This window comes from Acinetobacter sp. S-1 (genome assembly GCF_059579785.1).
On record NZ_CM184207.1, the window covers coordinates 2082661 to 2100468 of the forward strand.

The window sequence follows — 17808 nt, forward strand, 5'->3', positions numbered from 1 at the left end:
ATCACCCAACACGACGATGTTCTGCTATAGACGAGGAACGTTTATAGAACAATGAGGCATGAAATAAAGTCGATTGCTGTTCTAGTTCAGCAATATAATCTTGTACTAATCTTTGGAAATAGCGATAAGCAACTAAAGCCGGAATCGCAATTAACATTCCCACAGCTGTAGTAATAAGCGCTTTAGAGATACCTGGAATCATTAAACTTGGACTACCAGCTGATCCAAAATCAATCACAAGAAATGATTCAATAATCCCGACTACTGTACCAAGCAGCCCTAATAAAGGTGCCACCGCACTCAAAGTCCCCAAGAAATTAATATTTTTTTCTAAATAAGAAATTTCTTGAGAAGCTGCAACTTCCATTTGCGCACGTGCAAATTGCTCGCCATGCTCACGATGATCAAAACCTGCTTTTAAAATGTGAGCCAATGCGCTGTTTTGTACTTCTACATTTTGTTCCAAATTTTCCACAATATCTTCAGTTCTTAACGAACTATCATCAATTAATGCTTTGGGTAGAACTTGTGAACGTCTTAACCGAACAAAACGTTCAATGCTGATCGCAACAGTTAAAATTGAGCATAGAATTAAAGGCAGCATCAACCAGCCACCCGCTCTCACAAGTTCCCACATATCTTCTTCCCCAAGAATATAAAATTAGAAATATATGACCCAAATGCAAATTAATCAGGCAAACAAATATTTAAAATGCCATCTAACTCATCTAAGGTATGGTAATGAATAACAAGCTTACCCTTACCTTTTTGATTATGATCAATTTTCACATTAGCGCCAAAACGCTCTGATAATTTTTGTGTCAATTGTTCAATATCAGGTGCTACAGGTGCTTTTTCCTTCTCCTGCTTAGGCTCACTTCTATCACGCACCAATTGCTCTGTTTGACGAACAGATAGTCCTTTTTCAATTACGATTTTAGCAACGTCTAATTGATCTTTACCCTTTAACGTCAAGATAGCTCGAGCATGCCCCATATCAAGCTGGCCTTGCTGCATGAAATCTTTAATTTCATCCGCCAAACTCAACAAACGAAGTAAATTACTTACGGTAGTACGTGCTTTCCCTACTGTGTCAGCAATTTCTTGATGGCTCAAACCGAATTCATCATGAAAACGCTGCAAGGCTATAGCCTGATCAATCGGATTTAAATCTTGACGCTGAATATTCTCAATAAGTGCTAATGCAATGGCAACCTGATCATTTAAATCACGAACAATTGCAGGAATTTCAGTTAAACCCGCAAGTTGCGCTGCACGCCAGCGTCGTTCACCCGCAATGATTTCGTATGGATGTGCTTCATCATCAACTGGACGAATTACAATAGGTTGCATCACTCCATGTTTTTCAATAGAAGATGCTAACTCTTGCAAATCATGCTCATGAATAAAGCGACGTGGTTGATATTCACCACGTTTCAATAAATTTACATCAATTTGTTTCAACTGTCCGTGGTCAAGTGCCTGTGCTTCCAGCTGTAATTTTTCTTTTTGAATTGAACCAAGTAATGCATCTAAACCACGTCCTTTAGCCAATCCGCGTTTTTTGATGCTCATACTTTACTTCCTTTCTTTACTTTACTTTTCTTCAACATCTCAGCTGCAAGATTTAAGTATGCAACTGCACCTTTAGAACTTTTCTCAAAATAGATAACAGGCAAACCATGCGCCGGCGCTTCTGCTAAGCGAACATTACGCGGAACGACAGTATCATAAAGTTTTTTTCCGAAATACTGTTCTAACTCAGCAGATACATCACGTGTTAAAGCATTTCGTGCATCGTACATTGTACGTAATACACCAATAATCTCTAAATCAGGATTTAATGCCTTTTGAATACGATCTATAGTCTGGGTTAAATCAGCTAAACCTTCTAGCGCATAATATTCGCATTGCATTGGAATGATTACACTATCTACAGCTGCCAAAGCATTGACAGTAATCAAACTCAAGCTTGGCGCACAATCCACAATGATAAAATCAAATGAGTTTCGAATTTCATTCAAAGCATTTTTTAGAATGAATTCACGACCCTCTTGTTCTGCAATAGCAAGCTCAACACCGGAAAGTTCACGATTAGACCCTAAAACTTTATATCCAACTTCTGCTTTTTGAATGGCCGTTTCAATTGGTACTTCACCAAGTAGAACATCCGTAATGGAATACAAAAGATCGTTCTTTTGAATACCAGACCCCATCGTAGCATTACCTTGTGAATCCATATCTACAAGTAATACACGTTTCTTTAATACAGCTAGAGACGCTGCAAGATTTACTGCAGTCGTTGTTTTACCAACACCACCCTTTTGGTTTGCAATCGCAATAATTTGAGCCATGGTAACCCTAATACTTTTTATTTAAATACGTTGAAGTAAAAGTAAATGACGTTGTTCATCAAGTCTTGGTACGCGCAGCTCAACCACTTTACATGAAAAGTCCTGCTTAAGTTGCTCAATTTCCTCAACTGGCACAACTCCTTTCATTGCTGCAATTATACTGCTTTGATGCAAGTATGGCTGAGCTGCATCCACAAAATCCGTTAAAGAAGCAAAAGCGCGACTTGTAATCACATCAAATTGACCAAGCTCATCAATTGTATCTTGATTTTCAACACGTGTTTTCACGGCTACTACGTTTTTTAACTTAAGGTCAGCAATAAACTGTTTCAAAAAACGAATTTTCTTACCATTTGAATCAAGTAATACACATGAGCGTTCCGGCTGACATAAAGCAATGATCATGCCCGGCATACCACCACCTGTACCTACATCAAGCAAACGGCCTGTTGGCAAATCTTTCAAAATACTTAGGCTATCTAACAAATGCTTCACTAACATTTCTTTCGGATCACGAATCGCTGTTAGATTATAAGCTTTGTTCCAAAGTACCAAAGCATCTTGATACTTCAACAATAATGTCAAAGCTTCATCGCTAAGCGATAAACCTAATTTTTGACTACCCTGTTGTAACTCTTGAAAAAACGGATGCATAAACAGATAACATCTAAGTAAAATTTAAAACAAAGTATACCCATTTATGCATCGTGGAACACTAGTTAACGATTAGGGATTACACACTTAATCGTAGAAGCCTTCACGAATTTGCAAATCTAGCTCCATTAAACGCTCAGGCGTTCCCACATCTACCCATGCACCTTTAAGCTTTTCACCAGATATTTTCTGATTATGCATCGCTTGCTTCAATAGTGGAGCTAAAGGACGCTTACCCGCTTCCAATCCGTCAAAAAGTTTAGGATGAATAACAGATAGACCACTAAAAGTGAGGTTTTCGCCCGTCACATCTTGATCGAATGTAAAAGCGCGCCCATCCAATAATGTAAAGTCGCCTTCAGGATGCTGTTTAGGATTATCAACCAACACAAGATGTGCCAAATCATCATTTAGCTTAATATGGCGCAGACCTTCAAAATCCATTGTGGTCCATACATCCCCATTCACCAGAATAAAAGGATCTGTTCCAAGCAGTGGCAAAGCATTAATAATTCCACCAGCTGTTTCTAGCCCTTCATCCTCTCGTGTCCAACGGATATCCACACCAAATTGAGAGCCATCACCTAAACTACTGATGAGCTTGTCGGCCAACCATGCAGAATTGATGACTATTTCAGTCACACCAATTTTCTTAAGTTTTTCAATATGCCACACAATCAGGGGCTTACCGCCCACCTCGAGCAAAGGCTTTGGTGTATATAGCGTAAGTGGACGCATACGATTACCCAAGCCAGCAGCAAGAATCATTGCTTTCATTATGCTGCTACCTCATAGCTACCATATTTCTCGATAAATTTAGGCATCACGATATTATTTATAAATGCCATAAACTCTTCAAGTTCAGCGTAACCACGACTTTCTTCGAGCAAATACCACATGACACGTGGTAAATCCTTCAAATAACCCGACTTCCCATCACGTTCAAACAAGCGAACAAAAATACCTAGAATTTTAATATGGCGTTGAATCGCCATTAAATCTGCATCACGTTTAAATTGATCAAAGCTACGGTTCCGTTTAGTCGACGCTGGCAACAGCTCATAAAACACTTTAAACCATTGATAAACACGATCAGCGTTCCATTGAACATATGCATCACGAGTAATCGAAATTAGATCATATGTATCAGCGCCAATAACAGCATCTTGGAAGTCGATTACCCCTAATTCTTGCTCATCGGTAATTTTCATCAAATTTCGACTATGAAAATCTCGATGTACAATAACTTGCGGTTGGGCTAATGCAGCGTGAGCCAAGAAGTCAAATGCATTATCAATCGTTTTTTTCTGTTCAGCAGTCGGCTGAATAGAAAGCGACGGCAACATCCAGTCTGTGAGTAGCTGCATTTCCGACATTAATTTTTCGTAAGAATAAGCTGGGAACTGATTAGTCCCGTCAATAGATTGCAATTGAATAAGTTGTTTAAAACTTTGTTCGTAGTATTTATCAACAGTTTCATTAGTTAATAATGTCGACAAAAGCACATCACCAAAGTCTTCTAACAATAGAAAACCTTGAGCCAGATCTTTCGCGACGATCTGAGGCACACGTACGCCATGGCTCGCAAAAAACTCGTCAATGGTCACAAACGGAACACAGTCTTCTTTTTCTGGAGGGGCATCCATGAGCATATACGTTTTATTTTGTAACTCGATACGCGCATAACGGCGGAAGCTTGCATCACCTGCTAAAAAAGCGATCTTAAATTGATCATTTTCAAGAACAGATGTAAGCCATGTATATATCAATTGTTCACGTTGTGTATTCATTTGCAATAAAATCTAAAACAAGCTGAGATTTTTGAAGGGTTAAGTGTAGCCACTTATAAACTTTTTCTCTATGATGCGACAATAATTAATTGTGAATTAGCATACTTGGTTAATGAGACAATGAAGCATCAGTTTAAATTTAATCCTTTAGCGACAGCTATTTTTACGCTCTTATGTGGCTCCATACAATCAAGTTATGCTGAGTCAACTGATGTTGTCTCCAATATAGACAATAATCAACTTAAAGCGAGCATTAAGGAAGCTTACCCAGGTCAAGAATTCTTTCAGCAATATTATGTTGATAAATCTGCACCTGAAGCCCAGCTTCGTGACAATAAATATTTAAGCTCGGCATTTTGCCAAGGCACATGGGTTACACCGATTAACCCTGAGACCAAAGCTTTAGACGCCGACAAAGCGACTTCTGTCGTTACGGCTAACTACGGACATTACAATCCAGCGGGTGACTCTGTTTTAGAAGGTGATGTCGTTATTGATCAGGAAGGACGCACAGTTCGTGCTGACAAAGTAACGATTGATAAGACCCAAACCTTTGCGCATGCACAAGGTCGAGTACAGTTAGCTCAAGGCGGGTTACTTTCACAGAGTGATGAAATTAATTACAACCTAAAAACCCAAACCGGGAATTTAGACAATAGTTTTTATATTTCTGAACAGCAGCATGCCCATGGTCATGCAGGAAAAATCGAAAGAACCTCACCAAACGTTATGGTTCTTAATGATGCAACCTATACGACTTGCCCACCAGGCCAAAAACCTGGTTGGAAAATCCAAGCCAATAAAATTGAGTTAAATCAGGAAACAGGACGAGGCGTAACTCGTGGAACAAAATTATATGTTAAGGACGTTCCTGTTCTAGCTGTTCCCTATTTTAACTTCCCGATTGACGACCGCCGTACTACAGGTATCCTCAACCCACAATTTGGTTTCTCAAACGATGGTGGTGTTGAGCTTTCTGTTCCGGTTTATTTAAATCTTGCACCTAACTATGATTTGACACTTACTCCGCGATATTTAGCAGACCGCGGTGCAATGCTAAAAGGTGAATTTAGATATTTAACCGATGGCTTTGGTGCTGGGGAAATGTGGGGTGGCATCTTGCCATCTGACAAAGGTTATGATGACAAAGATCGTAAAGATTTCCATTTTTTACATAATTGGGATATCAACGATCAGTGGTCTACTAACCTCGAATATAACTATGCATCAGATAAAGATTATTTCTCTGACTTAGATAGCAGTCCTAACTCTAAAACAGATCTTAACTTACGTAGAGCTTGGGAACTTAACTACCAACATGGTATTCCGGGTTTAAAAGCACAGCTTAAGGTCGAAGATTTCCAGACACTTGATCCTGAAGTTGCGGATGCAGATAAACCATACGCGCGTTTACCACAATTCTTATTAAATTACGTCACTGGTAATCCACTAGGACTACAATACGAATTTAATAACGACACTGCTTACTTTAAGAAATCAATTAATGATGATTCTGCTCAAGAAAGTAGTGGTACACGTATTTATAACCAGTTCGCAACGCGTTATAACTACCGTACACCGGCAGCTTTTGTGATTCCTGAAGTCTCTGTACGTTCTATTCAAACGTTTTATGATAAGGACAGTATCGCATCTCAAAATCTAGATGGTGGTTCCGAAAATAAATCAGTCGTTGTACCTCAATTTACGTTAGACACTGGACTGAACTTTGAACGTGATGGTAAGTATTTACAAACACTTACGCCACGTGCTTTCTATGCATATGCGCCATACAAAAATCAAGATGGTTACCCTAACTTTGACTCAACTACTGCGTCAGTAAGTTATGATCAATTATTTAACCCTTACCGTTTTTATGGTCATGACCGCCTAGAAGACAATAACTTTTTATCATTGGGTGTAAGTTATAGCCTCTTTGACACAGTAGGTTTAGAACGTTTACGGGCAAGTGTAGGTCAAAGTTACTATTTCGAAGACCGTCGTGTCACCTTACAACGACAACAAGATGAAATTGATACTGAACGCAACACAGGTCCTGTGGTGAGTCTATCAAGCCAGCTTAACCAAAACTTTACCATTGCTGCCAACTCAGCTTGGATGTCGAATGGTGACAATGCTCAACGTGACTTCCAACTTTACTATACTGGTGATAAAGGAAATCTATATAACTTAGGCTATTTCTATCGTAAAGATATTCCTGGTCGTCAAGACACTTATGACCAAGTTGTTGCATCGTTTATACAACCAATTAAAGACAATTGGCGTATTATGGGCCACGTACAATATGACATGGACAATGATGTTGCCCGTGAACTCTTGTTAGGAGTTAACTATGAGTCATGTTGCTGGGGTATTTCTGTCTATGGCCGTTCATACTATAACGATCTAGACGATCCAAAATCTCCAGATGTTAGTGAAAAGCGCGCGATCATGGCCGAAATTACACTAAAAGGTTTAGGTGGTTTAAACAATAAACTCGCGTCTTTACTTGAAAATCGCGTTTTAGGTTTTAACAAAATTAATCAATCTTGGACACAACGTTAATGAAGACAAAGCATCTTAAACAGTTTTTTAAAGCAACTACACTTGCTGCCCTAATCTCTTCATCAATGCATAGTTTTGCCCAACCCGCTGATGAAGTTGTGGCAATTGTGGACAATAGCGTAATTTTAAAAAGCGATCTTCAACAAGGTATGGCTGAAGCAGCTCATGAACTGCAAGCTCAAAAAAAAGAAGTGCCACCTCAGCAATACTTACAGTTTCAAGTATTAGATCAACTCATCTTGCGTGAGGCACAACTTGAACAAGTTAAAAAATATGGCATCAAACCTGATGAAAAAAGCTTAAATGAAGCAGTCTTAAAAGTAGCAAGTCAATCTGGAAGTAAAAGTTTAGAAGCTTTCCAGCAAAAGTTGGATGCTATGGCACCAGGAACTTATGAAAGTTTACGTGGCCGAATCGCTGAGGACTTAGCGATTAGCCGTTTGCGCCAACAACAAGTGATGTCTCGTATTAAAATTAGTGATCAAGATGTAGAAAACTTCTTAAAATCACCTCAGGGACAAGCTGCGTTAGGTAATCAAGCACATGTAATTCATATGCGTATTTCTGGTGACAATGCACAGGAAGTTCAATCTGTAGCTCAAGAAGTGCGTTCAAAGCTTGCGCAAAGTAATGATATAAATGCTTTGAAAAAACTTTCAACTGCAAATGTAAAAGTTGAAGGTGCTGATATGGGTTTCCGCCCACTGTCTGATATTCCTGCTGAACTTGCGGCTCGTATTACACCATTACAAGATGGTCAAACGACTGACTTAGTTTCAGTACGTGATGGTGTACATGTTTTAAAGCTTCTTGAGCGTAAACAAAATGAGCAAAAAGCTTTAGTACCTCAATTTCAAACCCGCCACATTCTCATTCAGCCATCTGAAGTAGTGACTCTTGAGAATGCTAAGCAAATTATTGATAACATCTATAAACGCTTAAAAGCTGGTCAAGATTTTGCAACACTTGCAGCAACCTATTCAAATGACACAGGTTCAGCACGTGATGGGGGAAGTTTGGGTTGGGTAACACCTGGAATGATGGTTCCTGAATTTGATAAAAAAATGCAGGAAATTCCTGTAGGTGAAATTAGCGAACCTTTCCAAACTCAGTTCGGCTGGCATATCTTACAAGTAACGGATAAACGTGAAAAAGATATGACGCATGAATATCAAGAGCGGATGGCACGTCAAATTTTAGGTGAACGCCAATTTAACACTGAGATTGATAGCTGGTTACGTGAAGTACGTGCAAACGCATATGTAGAAATCAAAGATCCAAGTCTAGATAAAAAGAACTTACAAAAGTAAGTCTTTTTCTCTTCATCAAAACCTGTGACAAACACAGGTTTTTTTATGCATGAAATTTTCCTAATAAAAAACCGGTTATATAAATAACCGGTTTCTATAAATTAAACCCTAACGGGAATTATTTATAACGATCAACCATTTTCTCTAAAGAAATCGGGCGAATCTTGTCAGCATTTCCAGCTGTACCAAACGCTTCATAACGATCAATACAAATTTGCTTCATTGAATCTACAGTTTTAGCAAAGTATTTACGTGGATCGAATTCAGCTGGGTTTTCAGCCATAAACTGACGAATTGCACCAGTAGATGCTAAACGTAAGTCTGTATCGATATTGATCTTACGCACACCATGTTTAATTGCTTCTACAAGCTGGTCAACAGGTACACCATAAGTCTCTTTAATATCACCGCCAAACTCATTGATTACTTTCAACCACTCTTGCGGCACAGAACTTGAACCATGCATAACAAGATGAGTATTTGGTAATGCCGCATGAATTTCTTTAATGCGGTCAATTGCCAAGATATCACCTGTAGGTGGACGAGTGAACTTGTAAGCACCATGTGAAGTACCTACAGCAATCGCTAATGCATCTACATTTGTATCGGCAACAAACTGAGTTGCTTCTTCAACAGAAGTAAGAAGTTGTGAGTGATCAAGTACACCTTCTGCACCAACACCGTCTTCTTCGCCAGCCATACCAGTTTCAAGGCTACCTAAACAGCCAATCTCACCTTCGACAGAAACACCACATGCATGTGCTAAAGCAACAACATTACGAGTTACATCAACGTTGTATTCGTAAGAAGTAGGTGTTTTACCATCTGTACCTAATGAACCGTCCATCATCACTGAGCTAAAGCCAAGCTGAATTGAACGCTGACAGATATCAGGGCTTGTTCCATGGTCTTGATGCATTACCACTGGAATATGTGGCCATTCTTCAATTGCAGCCAAAATAAGATGGCGTAAGAATGGAGCGCCTGCATATTTGCGAGCTCCAGCTGATGCTTGAACAATTACAGGTGAATTGGTTGCATCCGCGGCAAGCATAATTGCACGCATTTGTTCTAAGTTATTTACGTTAAATGCTGGTACGCCGTAGTTATGTTCAGCAGCGTGATCCAAGAGCTGGCGCATTGAAATGAGTGCCATAATATCCTCCCAGGTAGTGCGGCTTATTCTACCCTGTCATTTATTTCAATTCAGCAACAAATCACAGTATTTCAAAAAAAATCCCTGCATTTGCAGGGATTTTTTAACAAAAAACAACAAATTAATGTGTTTCTGAAGCAGCAGCCTCACTTGGCGCACTACCTTCAACCACATCTGTATTCTTTTCATCTAGAACTGGCTTATCGATCGCATCAATTGCTGCTTGTTGCTCAGGCGTTACTTTTTCAGAAACAGCAGTAGATGCAGCTGATTCTTGCCCCGCTTGAGACGCTTCATCTTTCTTAGCACAAGCAGTCAACATCATCGGTACAATTAACATAGCAGCAAATGTAAGCTTTAAATTCATCACTATTTTCCACAGTTGGTGATTTAATACTCGACATTTTATTGCAAATATATGACAGTTTAATGACTTATCAATGAAAAAGGGATTGGTTACCCAATCCCTTCTTATTTCTATATAACAGTATTAAGCACGTTCAAGCAAAACAGCAACTGCTGGCAATGTTTTTCCTTCAACAAACTCAAGGAATGCACCACCACCTGTAGAAATATAACCAATTTGGTCAGCTACGTTATATTTATCAATCGCAGCTAATGTATCTCCACCACCAGCGATCGAGAATCCTTCCGATTGAGCAACCGCAAGAGAAAGCGCTTTGGTACCTTCACCAAATTGATCTACTTCAAATACGCCTACTGGACCATTCCAAAGGATCGTTTTTGATGTTGTTAAAATATCAGCAAATGCTTTAGCTGTTTCTGGACCAACGTCTAAAATCATATCATTTGCAGTCACATCTTCTACTTTCTTCACAACAGCTTGAGCTGCTGCTAAAGAACCTAAGAAATCTTCAAAATTAATTTGCGATGCATCCGCAACTACAACATCTGTAGGAAGTGGGACACTTACTTTAGCAGCAATTTGTTTAGCAGTTTCAACCAAATCAGCTTCATATAATGATTTACCAACGTTAAAGCCAGCAGCTGCTAAGAATGTATTTGCAATACCGCCACCAACGATCAGTTGATCACAGATACTAGAAAGTGAGTTTAAAACATCGAGTTTAGTTGAAACTTTAGAACCAGCAACAATTGCAACCATTGGTTTTTCAGGAGTTTGCATTGCACGGCCTAGTGCATCTAACTCAGCAGCCAACAAAGGACCAGCAGCAGCAACTGGAGCGAAACGAGCTACGCCTTCAGTAGATGCTTCTGCACGATGAGCAGTACCAAATGCATCCATAACAAATACGTCACATAATGCAGCATATTTTTGAGCGAGCTCTGGATTATTTTTCTTTTCGCCATGGTTAAAGCGTACATTTTCAAGCAATACAACTTGACCAGCTTCAACTTCAACGCCTTCTAGATAATCTGTTAATAATTTAACTTCTTGGCCCAATACTTCTGTTAAATAAGCAGCAACTGGTGCAAGTGATTGTTCTGGCTTTGGTTCACCTTCAACAGGACGACCTAGATGTGAAAATACCATCACTGCTGCGCCTTTATCTAAAGCAGCTTTAATAGTTGGTAATGCTGCACGTAAGCGAGCATCGCTAGTAATCACACCATTTTTGACAGGAACGTTTAAATCTTCACGAATAAGGACACGTTTGCCTGTTAAGTTAAGGTCAGTCATACGCTGAAAATTCATGTAAAGCTCTCTTTATGATTTTAAAAACGCGCCAATTTTAAATGATTACATCAAAAAAGGTTAGTTTTTTTGCATAAAAGCTGTAGAAAGCCCCAGTTTTGATTATGATAGAGGTAGTTATTTGATATTTCACCCATTATGTCTATTCATCCAGATCCACAAATCAATCTCTTAAATGTTTTAGGGGAACCTTTAGCAAGTTGTTGCTTTGACCCTATTACAGGCTATTTTAGAAATGGTTTCTGCCACACAGCAGTAACAGATCTTGGTCAGCATACCGTATGTGCACAAATGACCTCTGATTTCTTAAATTTCTCTCAGAAAATTGGTAATGATCTTATTACTCCTTTGCCAGAAGTAGGTTTCCCTGGTCTGAAACCGGGTGATTTCTGGTGTATCTGCGTAACTCGCTGGGTAGAGGCTTATCAAGCGGGTGAAGCCCCTCCTATTAAAATACATGCATGTCATCAAGCTGTATTAAGCTATGTACCTTTAGATGTATTAATGGAATTTGCAGTGTAATGGTTCAGCCACAAATTATTTTGGCTTCGAGTAGTCAAACTCGCAAAGACTTAATGGACCGTCTTGGAATTAATTATATTTGTATTAGTCCCGATATTGATGAAAGTCCTCGCGATGAAACCCATGCCGATGAACTTGCAAAAAGGCTCGCTTTCACAAAAGCTCAGGTGATTGCTGAACAGAACCCATCAGCCATCGTTATTGGTTCAGATCAAGTTGCTTGGCGAGAACATGCTCCGCATGACTTTATTGGCAAACCGATGACTAGTGAAAATGCTAAAGCACAACTAGCCGAAAATTCTGGTCGAACTGTTTTTTTTAGTACAGCACTTAGCGTGCAATGGCTCGATAGAGACTTTGAACAAACGCTCGTTGAACATTATCAAGTTAAATTTCGAAACCTGAATCAAGCTGAAATTGAACGATACGTTTTATTAGATCAGCCACTACATTGCGCTGGCAGCTTTAAGTGTGAAAGTTTAGGAATTAGCTTGTTTGAAAAAATGATAGGCCAAGACCAGACCACACTTATGGGTCTTCCTATGATTCAACTTTGCCATATTTTAAGGCAACTTGATCTACAAATTCCTTAATTCTAGATATTTTATAAATAGGTTATTTCCATGACAGAACCTTTAACAGTTTTAGGCGGTATTACTGCCGAGCAATTTTTAGCAGAGTATTGGCAGAAAAAACCTTTACTGGTGCGTAACGGATTACCAGAAATTATAGGTCTTTTACAACCTCAGGATGTGCAAGAACTTGCCTTAGAAGAACATGCAAGTGCCAGACTGATTCGCCAAAAAGATAAAAATCCAAATGAATGGCACGTTAAGTCTTCACCTTTAACCAAAGGTGATTTTCAAAAGCTACCAAAATTATGGTCAATTTTAGTACAGGCAGTAGATCACTACTCTTTTGATCTTTCTGAACTTTGGAAAAAATTTCCTTTTATTCCTCAATGGCGCCGCGACGATATTATGGTGTCTTATGCACCTAAGGGTGGTTCAGTTGGGAAACATTTCGATTTCTATGATGTGTTTTTAGTTCAGGGTCATGGTCATCGTCGCTGGCAGCTAGGTCAAATGTGCGATGTAAATACTACATTTGTACCCAATCAACCATTAAAACTTTTGCCAGAAATAGATGTGCAATTTGATGAAGTTTTAGCACCAGGTGATTTACTCTATGTTCCACCTGGAATGGCACATTATGGGGTTGCCGAAGATGACTGCTTAACTTTCTCATTTGGCTTTCGCATGCCAAACGTTGCAGGAATGATGGAACGTATTAGCGATCAATTTTCAGCTAATACTTCACTTCAAAATCCTGTTGTAGATATCGCACGCAAAAAAATGAGTCAAATTGGTGAAATTAGCTCAACTGAACTAAGTTATCTAAAAGAATTAGTTTTAGCTCAGTTGCAAGACTCTACAGCACTTGATGCAGCAATCATGTCTTATATGAGCGAACCTAAATATCCAGATAATATTCCAGAACCTGATGAGATCGAAGCCGATGATCTTCAAGAGATCTTACATGAAGGTTATGAAGTTCTATTAGAACCTGCCTCTCGCCTACTTTATACAGAAAATAACGGAATTTTAAACTTCTGGGGAAATGGCGAAGCGCTATGTATAGCTGAAACCTTCGCACCAAAATTAAAAGCTATTGCTGATGGAGAGAGCTTAGCTTTCGATAGCGAATTTAATGAGCTTGAAATCCTTGAAAATGTTGCTTACTTACTCAATGAATCTATTTTGATGCTTTTACCGCCTTCAGAGTAAGAAACTTAATAAAAGTGGACTTTTCAAAGCAACGGGAAGTCCACTTTTAAATTGGCCGACAAACTCAAAAATAAATTTGTTTTTTGTTTACTAATTTTCCTTTTTAAATTTTAAAATCGACTTATCGCAAAAATATTGGAGTTAAAAGATTTTGAAAAAGGAAGTATAATTATTTAAATATATAGTCTAAAACTCTTTACCATTCCCTTAAAAGTAAAACTTCAGCGTTTAAAAAAATAATATCTTTTTTCTATCAATAACAAACAATACCTTGTAAAATTAAATTATCTAGATTCTCATTGATAAAGATCACCGTTCAAGCTAATAGCAATTCATTTGTGAGAGGCTAAAATATGTCGAAAAAAGATGACATTATTAATACCGCATTAAGACTTTTTAACTCGTATAGCTATAATTCTATAGGTGTAGATCGCATCATTAATGAATCTGGCGTTGCAAAAATGACTTTCTATAAGCATTTTCCATCAAAAGAAAAATTAATTGAAGAGTGTCTACTTCTTCGAAATACGCTTCTACAAAACTCTCTTACTTCTGCCTTATCAAAACATGATGAGTTAGACCCTCTTGCGAGAATTAAAGCAGTATTTTTATGGTATTCCGACTGGTTTAATAGCGAAGATTTTAATGGCTGTATGTTTCAAAAAGCCTTGGAAGAGGTTTTAAAACAATATCCTTCAACACATCAACCTGCCACTTTGTATAAAGCTTGGTTGACCCAACTCATGCAAAATCTTCTTAACCAGTATGATGTAAAAGAGCCAGTTCCCCTATCTTTACTACTCGTTAATATTTTGGAAGGTATGACTATACAGGCTCAAGTCGAACATGGTTCAATAAAAATTAATGATTACTGGACTCGAGTAGAAAAATTAATCGATTTCGAAAGAGCAGCATAAAAATAAAGCGTGATATTCTTCTTCTTATATTTAATGATTCTTCTTATGTATCACGCTGCGTCTGAAAGTCATTTTGGTTCACAATTAGACGTTTTTTTCGACCTTACTGAACCAAAATATACAGACCTGTCTGTACAAAACAGATTATATATTTAAAAAATAAAAACTCAATCCTTTTTTATGATTTGTCTCAAGATAAATTAGATTTAACTATTTATTGGAAGCAAATTGGAATTGTTTTAGGTTGACTTCGTTTCACTTATACTTAACAATTACACTTATAACACAAAGCAACATTTTAGACACAAAAGAAATACAAATAGTTGTTTTTAATTAGAAAGACTACTTATTTATCAATTCCCCTTATATTGCTTTTCAACAAAAACAATTGGATTGATTAGTTTTGCTACATTCATTTTCATAAGATCAATCTATACTATGCCCGCTATATTGATATAGGTATAAAGTATGAAAGATGGACTCCAAATTGAAGAAATGAAAAATGCGGCTGATTCAGTCGTTGGAATTCTTAAATCTTTGGCTAATACAGATCGTTTATTAATTTTATGTCACTTAGCTTATGAGGAGTTAAATGTTTCTCAAATTGAAGAGAAGACCCAAATTACCCAGCCCACTCTTTCACAACAGCTTATGATGCTACGCAAAAGTGACGTTGTATCAACTCGTCGTGATGGCAAGCAAATTTTTTATTCAATTAAGGATGACAATATGCATTCAATTTTAAATACGCTTCATCAGCTGTACTGTGCAAGTAAATAATATTTTTTAAATTATAAATTTATAATAATAGTAGTAACTTCCTGAAATATGCGATTTTTCAGCTTGAAAGCTTAGAGTCCAATCCAAGCACAAAGTTTTGAAAATTCGCGTAGCTTTTCTAAAAAGCTCAACCATATTTAACTTTTTGCCCCTTTATTTTCTTTAGCCTATTCCATGCTTTCACAGCTTTTTGATATACCTCGTTTTTTAATGAGCAATTAACAAGCAAAATCACCAACCACAAAATTAAAAATATTAAATTAAGACCAATAAAAACAATTGTTTAATATTACCATCAAGTATAAATACTTATAGGTACTATAAAAAAGCTTAAGATTCACATCACTTAAGTATAAAATACTCCGCTTGTTCAACCTTTAGCCATGATTAGGTTAATAAGGCCTTTATATGCTTGCATTCTTTTCTCGATTAAGCTTAGTCACTAAGATTATTATCGCCATTATTCTAGGGATAGGCGTTGCATTACTATTTCCGAACGTTACGCCTTACTTAAGTTTATTTGGTGAGCTTTTCATTAAAGCCTTAAAGTCGGTTGCCCCTATTTTAGTTTTTGTATTGGTGCTTTCTTCAATTGCCAACTTCCAAGTGGGTCATAGCGCCAATTTACGCCCAATCATGATTCTATATGTGGCAGGTATGTTGCTTGCAGCTTTCACAGCTGTGATTGTCAGTCTTTCTTTTCCAAGCACATTATTCCTCAATACAGTTTCACATAATGATTTACAAGCGCCTGGTAGTCTCGCAGATATATTAAAAAACTTGCTCTTAAGCTTTATTGCGAACCCTGTTCAAGCAATTAGTGAAGCTAACTTTATTGGTATTTTAGCTTGGGCAATTGGCCTAGGTTTAGCTATGCGTCATAGCTCAGACACCACAAAACAAGTGATGCAGGATGTTTCACATGCTGTAAGTGCTATTATTCATAAAGTAATTGCTTTTGCACCAATCGGTATTTTCGGATTAGTTGCAGTGACTTTTGCCGATGCGGGCCTTGCAACACTTGAAAGCTATGCACAATTATTAGTGGTATTGTTAGGTACCATGTTCTTTGTTGCATTAGTTATCAACCCTATTCTTGTTGCCCTTACTATACGTGGAAATCCATACCCTCTCGTATTTAAGTGTCTAAAAGAAAGTGGTATTACAGCTTTCTTTACTCGAAGCTCAGCAGCAAACATTCCAGTTAACTTAGACTTGGCAGAGCGTTTAGGTGTTAACCCATCTACAGCTAGTGTGTCTATTCCTTTAGGTGCAACAGTAAATATGGCAGGTGCAGCAGTCACGATTACTGTACTTACATTAGCTACTGTACATACGCTTGGTATTCATGTTGATTTTGCGACAATGGTTATTTTATCAGTTGTTGCTACTATTTCAGCTTGTGGTGCTTCTGGTGTTGCTGGTGGTTCTTTACTACTTATTCCTGTAGCTTGTAGTCTATTTGGTATTTCAACAGAAATTGCGATGCAAGTTGTAGCGGTTGGTATGATTATCAGTGTATTGCAAGACTCTACAGAAACAGCCCTTAACTCATCTACAGATGTATTATTTACTGCAGCTGTAGATATTCGCTCTAAACAAACGTCTTAAACAAAATGCCATTTCAACGTCTACCAAACTGGTTCCAACTTGGAGCCTTTTTACTGGCTTTTAATGCCGGAATGATTAATGTATTAGGGTTAATTACTCTTTTGCATCAATCTATTTCACATATGACTGGCAACGTTAGTATGCTGGCTATGAGTTTGGTAGCGTGGCAACCCGAACATATCATTTTTTTACTTATGGTGATTATTTGTTATGTTTGCGGTTCATTTTATAGTGGTTTTATTTTAGGTAGCAGTCATTTTCGACTAGGTCGTCGTTATGGCTTACCTTTGAGCCTTGTTGCCTTATTCATTTTCCTTTGCTGGCTATTGCTTCCTTATTTTCCACGCTATGGATTATTATGGGCTTGTACGGCAATGGGGTTACAAAATGCGATGGTAAGCCACTACAAAGGAACGATTATTCGCACTACTCATCTATCTGGTGTGCTGACTGATATTGGTTTAGCACTTGGATATAAAGCCAGGGGCTTAATTGTAGAAAATCGACGTATTGTTTTACATTTACTTATTCTTGCTGGCTTCCTGTTGGGTGGAATTGTTGCCGCTTCAGTACATCCATATTTGAAACTACAATCATTTTTATTGCCAGCAATTTTAAGCTTAGCCTTAAGTATTTCTTACTGGATAGTTTATCTCTATAGTACTTCAACTTCACACAAGGACTAAG

General features: G+C 37.9%; 18 protein-coding genes. 9 read left to right on the top strand and 9 right to left on the bottom strand.

Annotated features, from left to right (window positions below; genetic code table 11):
* Position 1: 1 nt before the first annotated feature.
* From AC52J8_RS09965 to AC52J8_RS09990, 6 genes are all read right to left on the bottom strand, one after another.
* Complete coding sequence (locus AC52J8_RS09965; RefSeq protein WP_005069550.1) at positions 2-637, bottom strand: MotA/TolQ/ExbB proton channel family protein; 636 nt, start codon at positions 635-637, stop codon at positions 2-4.
* 50 nt (positions 638-687) lie between these two features.
* Positions 688-1575, bottom strand: a complete 888-nt coding sequence (locus AC52J8_RS09970; protein WP_017399496.1) for a ParB/RepB/Spo0J family partition protein — start codon at positions 1573-1575, stop codon at positions 688-690.
* Positions 1572-2354 carry a ParA family protein gene (locus AC52J8_RS09975; protein WP_002121458.1) on the bottom strand — a complete coding sequence of 261 codons (783 nt, stop codon included), beginning with the start codon at positions 2352-2354 and terminating at the stop codon, positions 1572-1574. The genes AC52J8_RS09970 and AC52J8_RS09975 overlap by 4 nt, the downstream gene beginning before the upstream one ends.
* Before the next feature lie 21 nt (positions 2355-2375).
* On the bottom strand, positions 2376-3008 hold the full coding sequence (gene rsmG, locus AC52J8_RS09980) for a 16S rRNA (guanine(527)-N(7))-methyltransferase RsmG (RefSeq protein ID WP_208753212.1): 633 nt from the start codon (positions 3006-3008) through the stop codon (positions 2376-2378).
* Positions 3009-3095: 87 nt separating this feature from the next.
* Complete coding sequence (gene murU, locus AC52J8_RS09985; RefSeq protein ID WP_002121402.1) at positions 3096-3785, bottom strand: N-acetylmuramate alpha-1-phosphate uridylyltransferase MurU; 690 nt, start codon at positions 3783-3785, stop codon at positions 3096-3098.
* Positions 3785-4798, bottom strand: coding sequence for an aminoglycoside phosphotransferase family protein (locus AC52J8_RS09990; protein WP_208753211.1), 1014 nt, complete (start codon positions 4796-4798; stop codon positions 3785-3787). Before AC52J8_RS09990 ends, murU begins: the two co-directional genes overlap by 1 nt.
* 120 nt (positions 4799-4918) lie before the next feature.
* Between AC52J8_RS09990 and AC52J8_RS09995 the strand changes: the two genes are divergently transcribed.
* Both AC52J8_RS09995 and AC52J8_RS10000 read left to right on the top strand, forming a co-directional pair.
* Complete coding sequence (locus AC52J8_RS09995; RefSeq protein WP_017386818.1) at positions 4919-7360, top strand: LPS-assembly protein LptD; 2442 nt, start codon at positions 4919-4921, stop codon at positions 7358-7360.
* Positions 7360-8670 carry a peptidylprolyl isomerase gene (locus AC52J8_RS10000; RefSeq protein WP_005069560.1) on the top strand — a complete coding sequence of 437 codons (1311 nt, stop codon included), beginning with the start codon at positions 7360-7362 and terminating at the stop codon, positions 8668-8670. The genes AC52J8_RS09995 and AC52J8_RS10000 overlap by 1 nt, the downstream gene beginning before the upstream one ends.
* A 118-nt stretch (positions 8671-8788) precedes the next feature.
* Here the strand turns inward: AC52J8_RS10000 and fba are convergent, their stop codons facing one another.
* From fba to AC52J8_RS10015, 3 genes are all read right to left on the bottom strand, one after another.
* Positions 8789-9826 carry a class II fructose-bisphosphate aldolase gene (gene fba, locus AC52J8_RS10005; protein WP_208753210.1) on the bottom strand — a complete coding sequence of 346 codons (1038 nt, stop codon included), beginning with the start codon at positions 9824-9826 and terminating at the stop codon, positions 8789-8791.
* Positions 9827-9947: 121 nt separating this feature from the next.
* On the bottom strand, positions 9948-10193 hold the full coding sequence (locus tag AC52J8_RS10010) for a hypothetical protein (RefSeq protein ID WP_002121463.1): 246 nt from the start codon (positions 10191-10193) through the stop codon (positions 9948-9950).
* Between the two features lie 123 nt (positions 10194-10316).
* Positions 10317-11504: a phosphoglycerate kinase gene (locus tag AC52J8_RS10015; protein ID WP_170247726.1), complete on the bottom strand. Its 1188-nt coding sequence runs from the start codon at positions 11502-11504 to the stop codon at positions 10317-10319.
* Between the two features lie 138 nt (positions 11505-11642).
* Between AC52J8_RS10015 and AC52J8_RS10020 the strand changes: the two genes are divergently transcribed.
* The 7 genes from AC52J8_RS10020 (at position 11643) to AC52J8_RS10050 (ending at position 17807) form a co-directional block, all read left to right on the top strand.
* Positions 11643-12026: a DUF2237 family protein gene (locus AC52J8_RS10020; protein ID WP_208753209.1), complete on the top strand. Its 384-nt coding sequence runs from the start codon at positions 11643-11645 to the stop codon at positions 12024-12026.
* Positions 12026-12619: a Maf family protein gene (locus tag AC52J8_RS10025; RefSeq protein ID WP_086398939.1), complete on the top strand. Its 594-nt coding sequence runs from the start codon at positions 12026-12028 to the stop codon at positions 12617-12619. The genes AC52J8_RS10020 and AC52J8_RS10025 overlap by 1 nt, the downstream gene beginning before the upstream one ends.
* A gap of 30 nt (positions 12620-12649) precedes the next feature.
* A complete protein-coding gene (locus tag AC52J8_RS10030) occupies positions 12650-13813 on the top strand; it encodes a ribosomal protein uL16 3-hydroxylase (protein WP_086398938.1) in 1164 nt (387 codons plus the stop codon).
* A 353-nt stretch (positions 13814-14166) separates the two neighbouring features.
* Positions 14167-14730, top strand: a complete 564-nt coding sequence (locus AC52J8_RS10035; protein ID WP_002121343.1) for a TetR/AcrR family transcriptional regulator — start codon at positions 14167-14169, stop codon at positions 14728-14730.
* A 468-nt stretch (positions 14731-15198) separates the two neighbouring features.
* On the top strand, positions 15199-15510 hold the full coding sequence (locus AC52J8_RS10040; protein ID WP_002121379.1) for an ArsR/SmtB family transcription factor: 312 nt from the start codon (positions 15199-15201) through the stop codon (positions 15508-15510).
* 408 nt (positions 15511-15918) lie between these two features.
* Positions 15919-17121 (top strand): serine/threonine transporter SstT, encoded by a 1203-nt coding sequence (gene sstT / locus AC52J8_RS10045; RefSeq protein ID WP_086398937.1) that lies wholly within the window; start codon positions 15919-15921, stop codon positions 17119-17121.
* A 5-nt stretch (positions 17122-17126) separates the two neighbouring features.
* Positions 17127-17807, top strand: coding sequence for a YoaK family protein (locus AC52J8_RS10050; RefSeq protein WP_069035654.1), 681 nt, complete (start codon positions 17127-17129; stop codon positions 17805-17807).
* Position 17808: the final 1 nt, after the last annotated feature.

Bases quoted from the DNA above. Each gene is read 5' to 3' on its own strand.
- AC52J8_RS09965 (WP_005069550.1), bottom strand. From the start codon at position 637: ATGTGGGAACTTGTGAGAGCGGGTGGCTGGTTGATGCTGCCTTTAATT.
- AC52J8_RS09970 (WP_017399496.1), bottom strand. From the start codon at position 1,575: ATGAGCATCAAAAAACGCGGATTGGCTAAAGGACGTGGTTTAGATGCA.
- AC52J8_RS09975 (WP_002121458.1), bottom strand. From the start codon at position 2,354: ATGGCTCAAATTATTGCGATTGCAAACCAAAAGGGTGGTGTTGGTAAA.
- rsmG (WP_208753212.1), bottom strand. From the start codon at position 3,008: ATGCATCCGTTTTTTCAAGAGTTACAACAGGGTAGTCAAAAATTAGGT.
- murU (WP_002121402.1), bottom strand. From the start codon at position 3,785: ATGAAAGCAATGATTCTTGCTGCTGGCTTGGGTAATCGTATGCGTCCA.
- AC52J8_RS09990 (WP_208753211.1), bottom strand. From the start codon at position 4,798: ATGAATACACAACGTGAACAATTGATATATACATGGCTTACATCTGTT.
- AC52J8_RS09995 (WP_017386818.1), top strand. From the start codon at position 4,919: ATGAAGCATCAGTTTAAATTTAATCCTTTAGCGACAGCTATTTTTACG.
- AC52J8_RS10000 (WP_005069560.1), top strand. From the start codon at position 7,360: ATGAAGACAAAGCATCTTAAACAGTTTTTTAAAGCAACTACACTTGCT.
- fba (WP_208753210.1), bottom strand. From the start codon at position 9,826: ATGGCACTCATTTCAATGCGCCAGCTCTTGGATCACGCTGCTGAACAT.
- AC52J8_RS10010 (WP_002121463.1), bottom strand. From the start codon at position 10,193: ATGAATTTAAAGCTTACATTTGCTGCTATGTTAATTGTACCGATGATG.
- AC52J8_RS10015 (WP_170247726.1), bottom strand. From the start codon at position 11,504: ATGAATTTTCAGCGTATGACTGACCTTAACTTAACAGGCAAACGTGTC.
- AC52J8_RS10020 (WP_208753209.1), top strand. From the start codon at position 11,643: ATGTCTATTCATCCAGATCCACAAATCAATCTCTTAAATGTTTTAGGG.
- AC52J8_RS10025 (WP_086398939.1), top strand. From the start codon at position 12,026: ATGGTTCAGCCACAAATTATTTTGGCTTCGAGTAGTCAAACTCGCAAA.
- AC52J8_RS10030 (WP_086398938.1), top strand. From the start codon at position 12,650: ATGACAGAACCTTTAACAGTTTTAGGCGGTATTACTGCCGAGCAATTT.
- AC52J8_RS10035 (WP_002121343.1), top strand. From the start codon at position 14,167: ATGTCGAAAAAAGATGACATTATTAATACCGCATTAAGACTTTTTAAC.
- AC52J8_RS10040 (WP_002121379.1), top strand. From the start codon at position 15,199: ATGAAAGATGGACTCCAAATTGAAGAAATGAAAAATGCGGCTGATTCA.
- sstT (WP_086398937.1), top strand. From the start codon at position 15,919: ATGCTTGCATTCTTTTCTCGATTAAGCTTAGTCACTAAGATTATTATC.
- AC52J8_RS10050 (WP_069035654.1), top strand. From the start codon at position 17,127: ATGCCATTTCAACGTCTACCAAACTGGTTCCAACTTGGAGCCTTTTTA.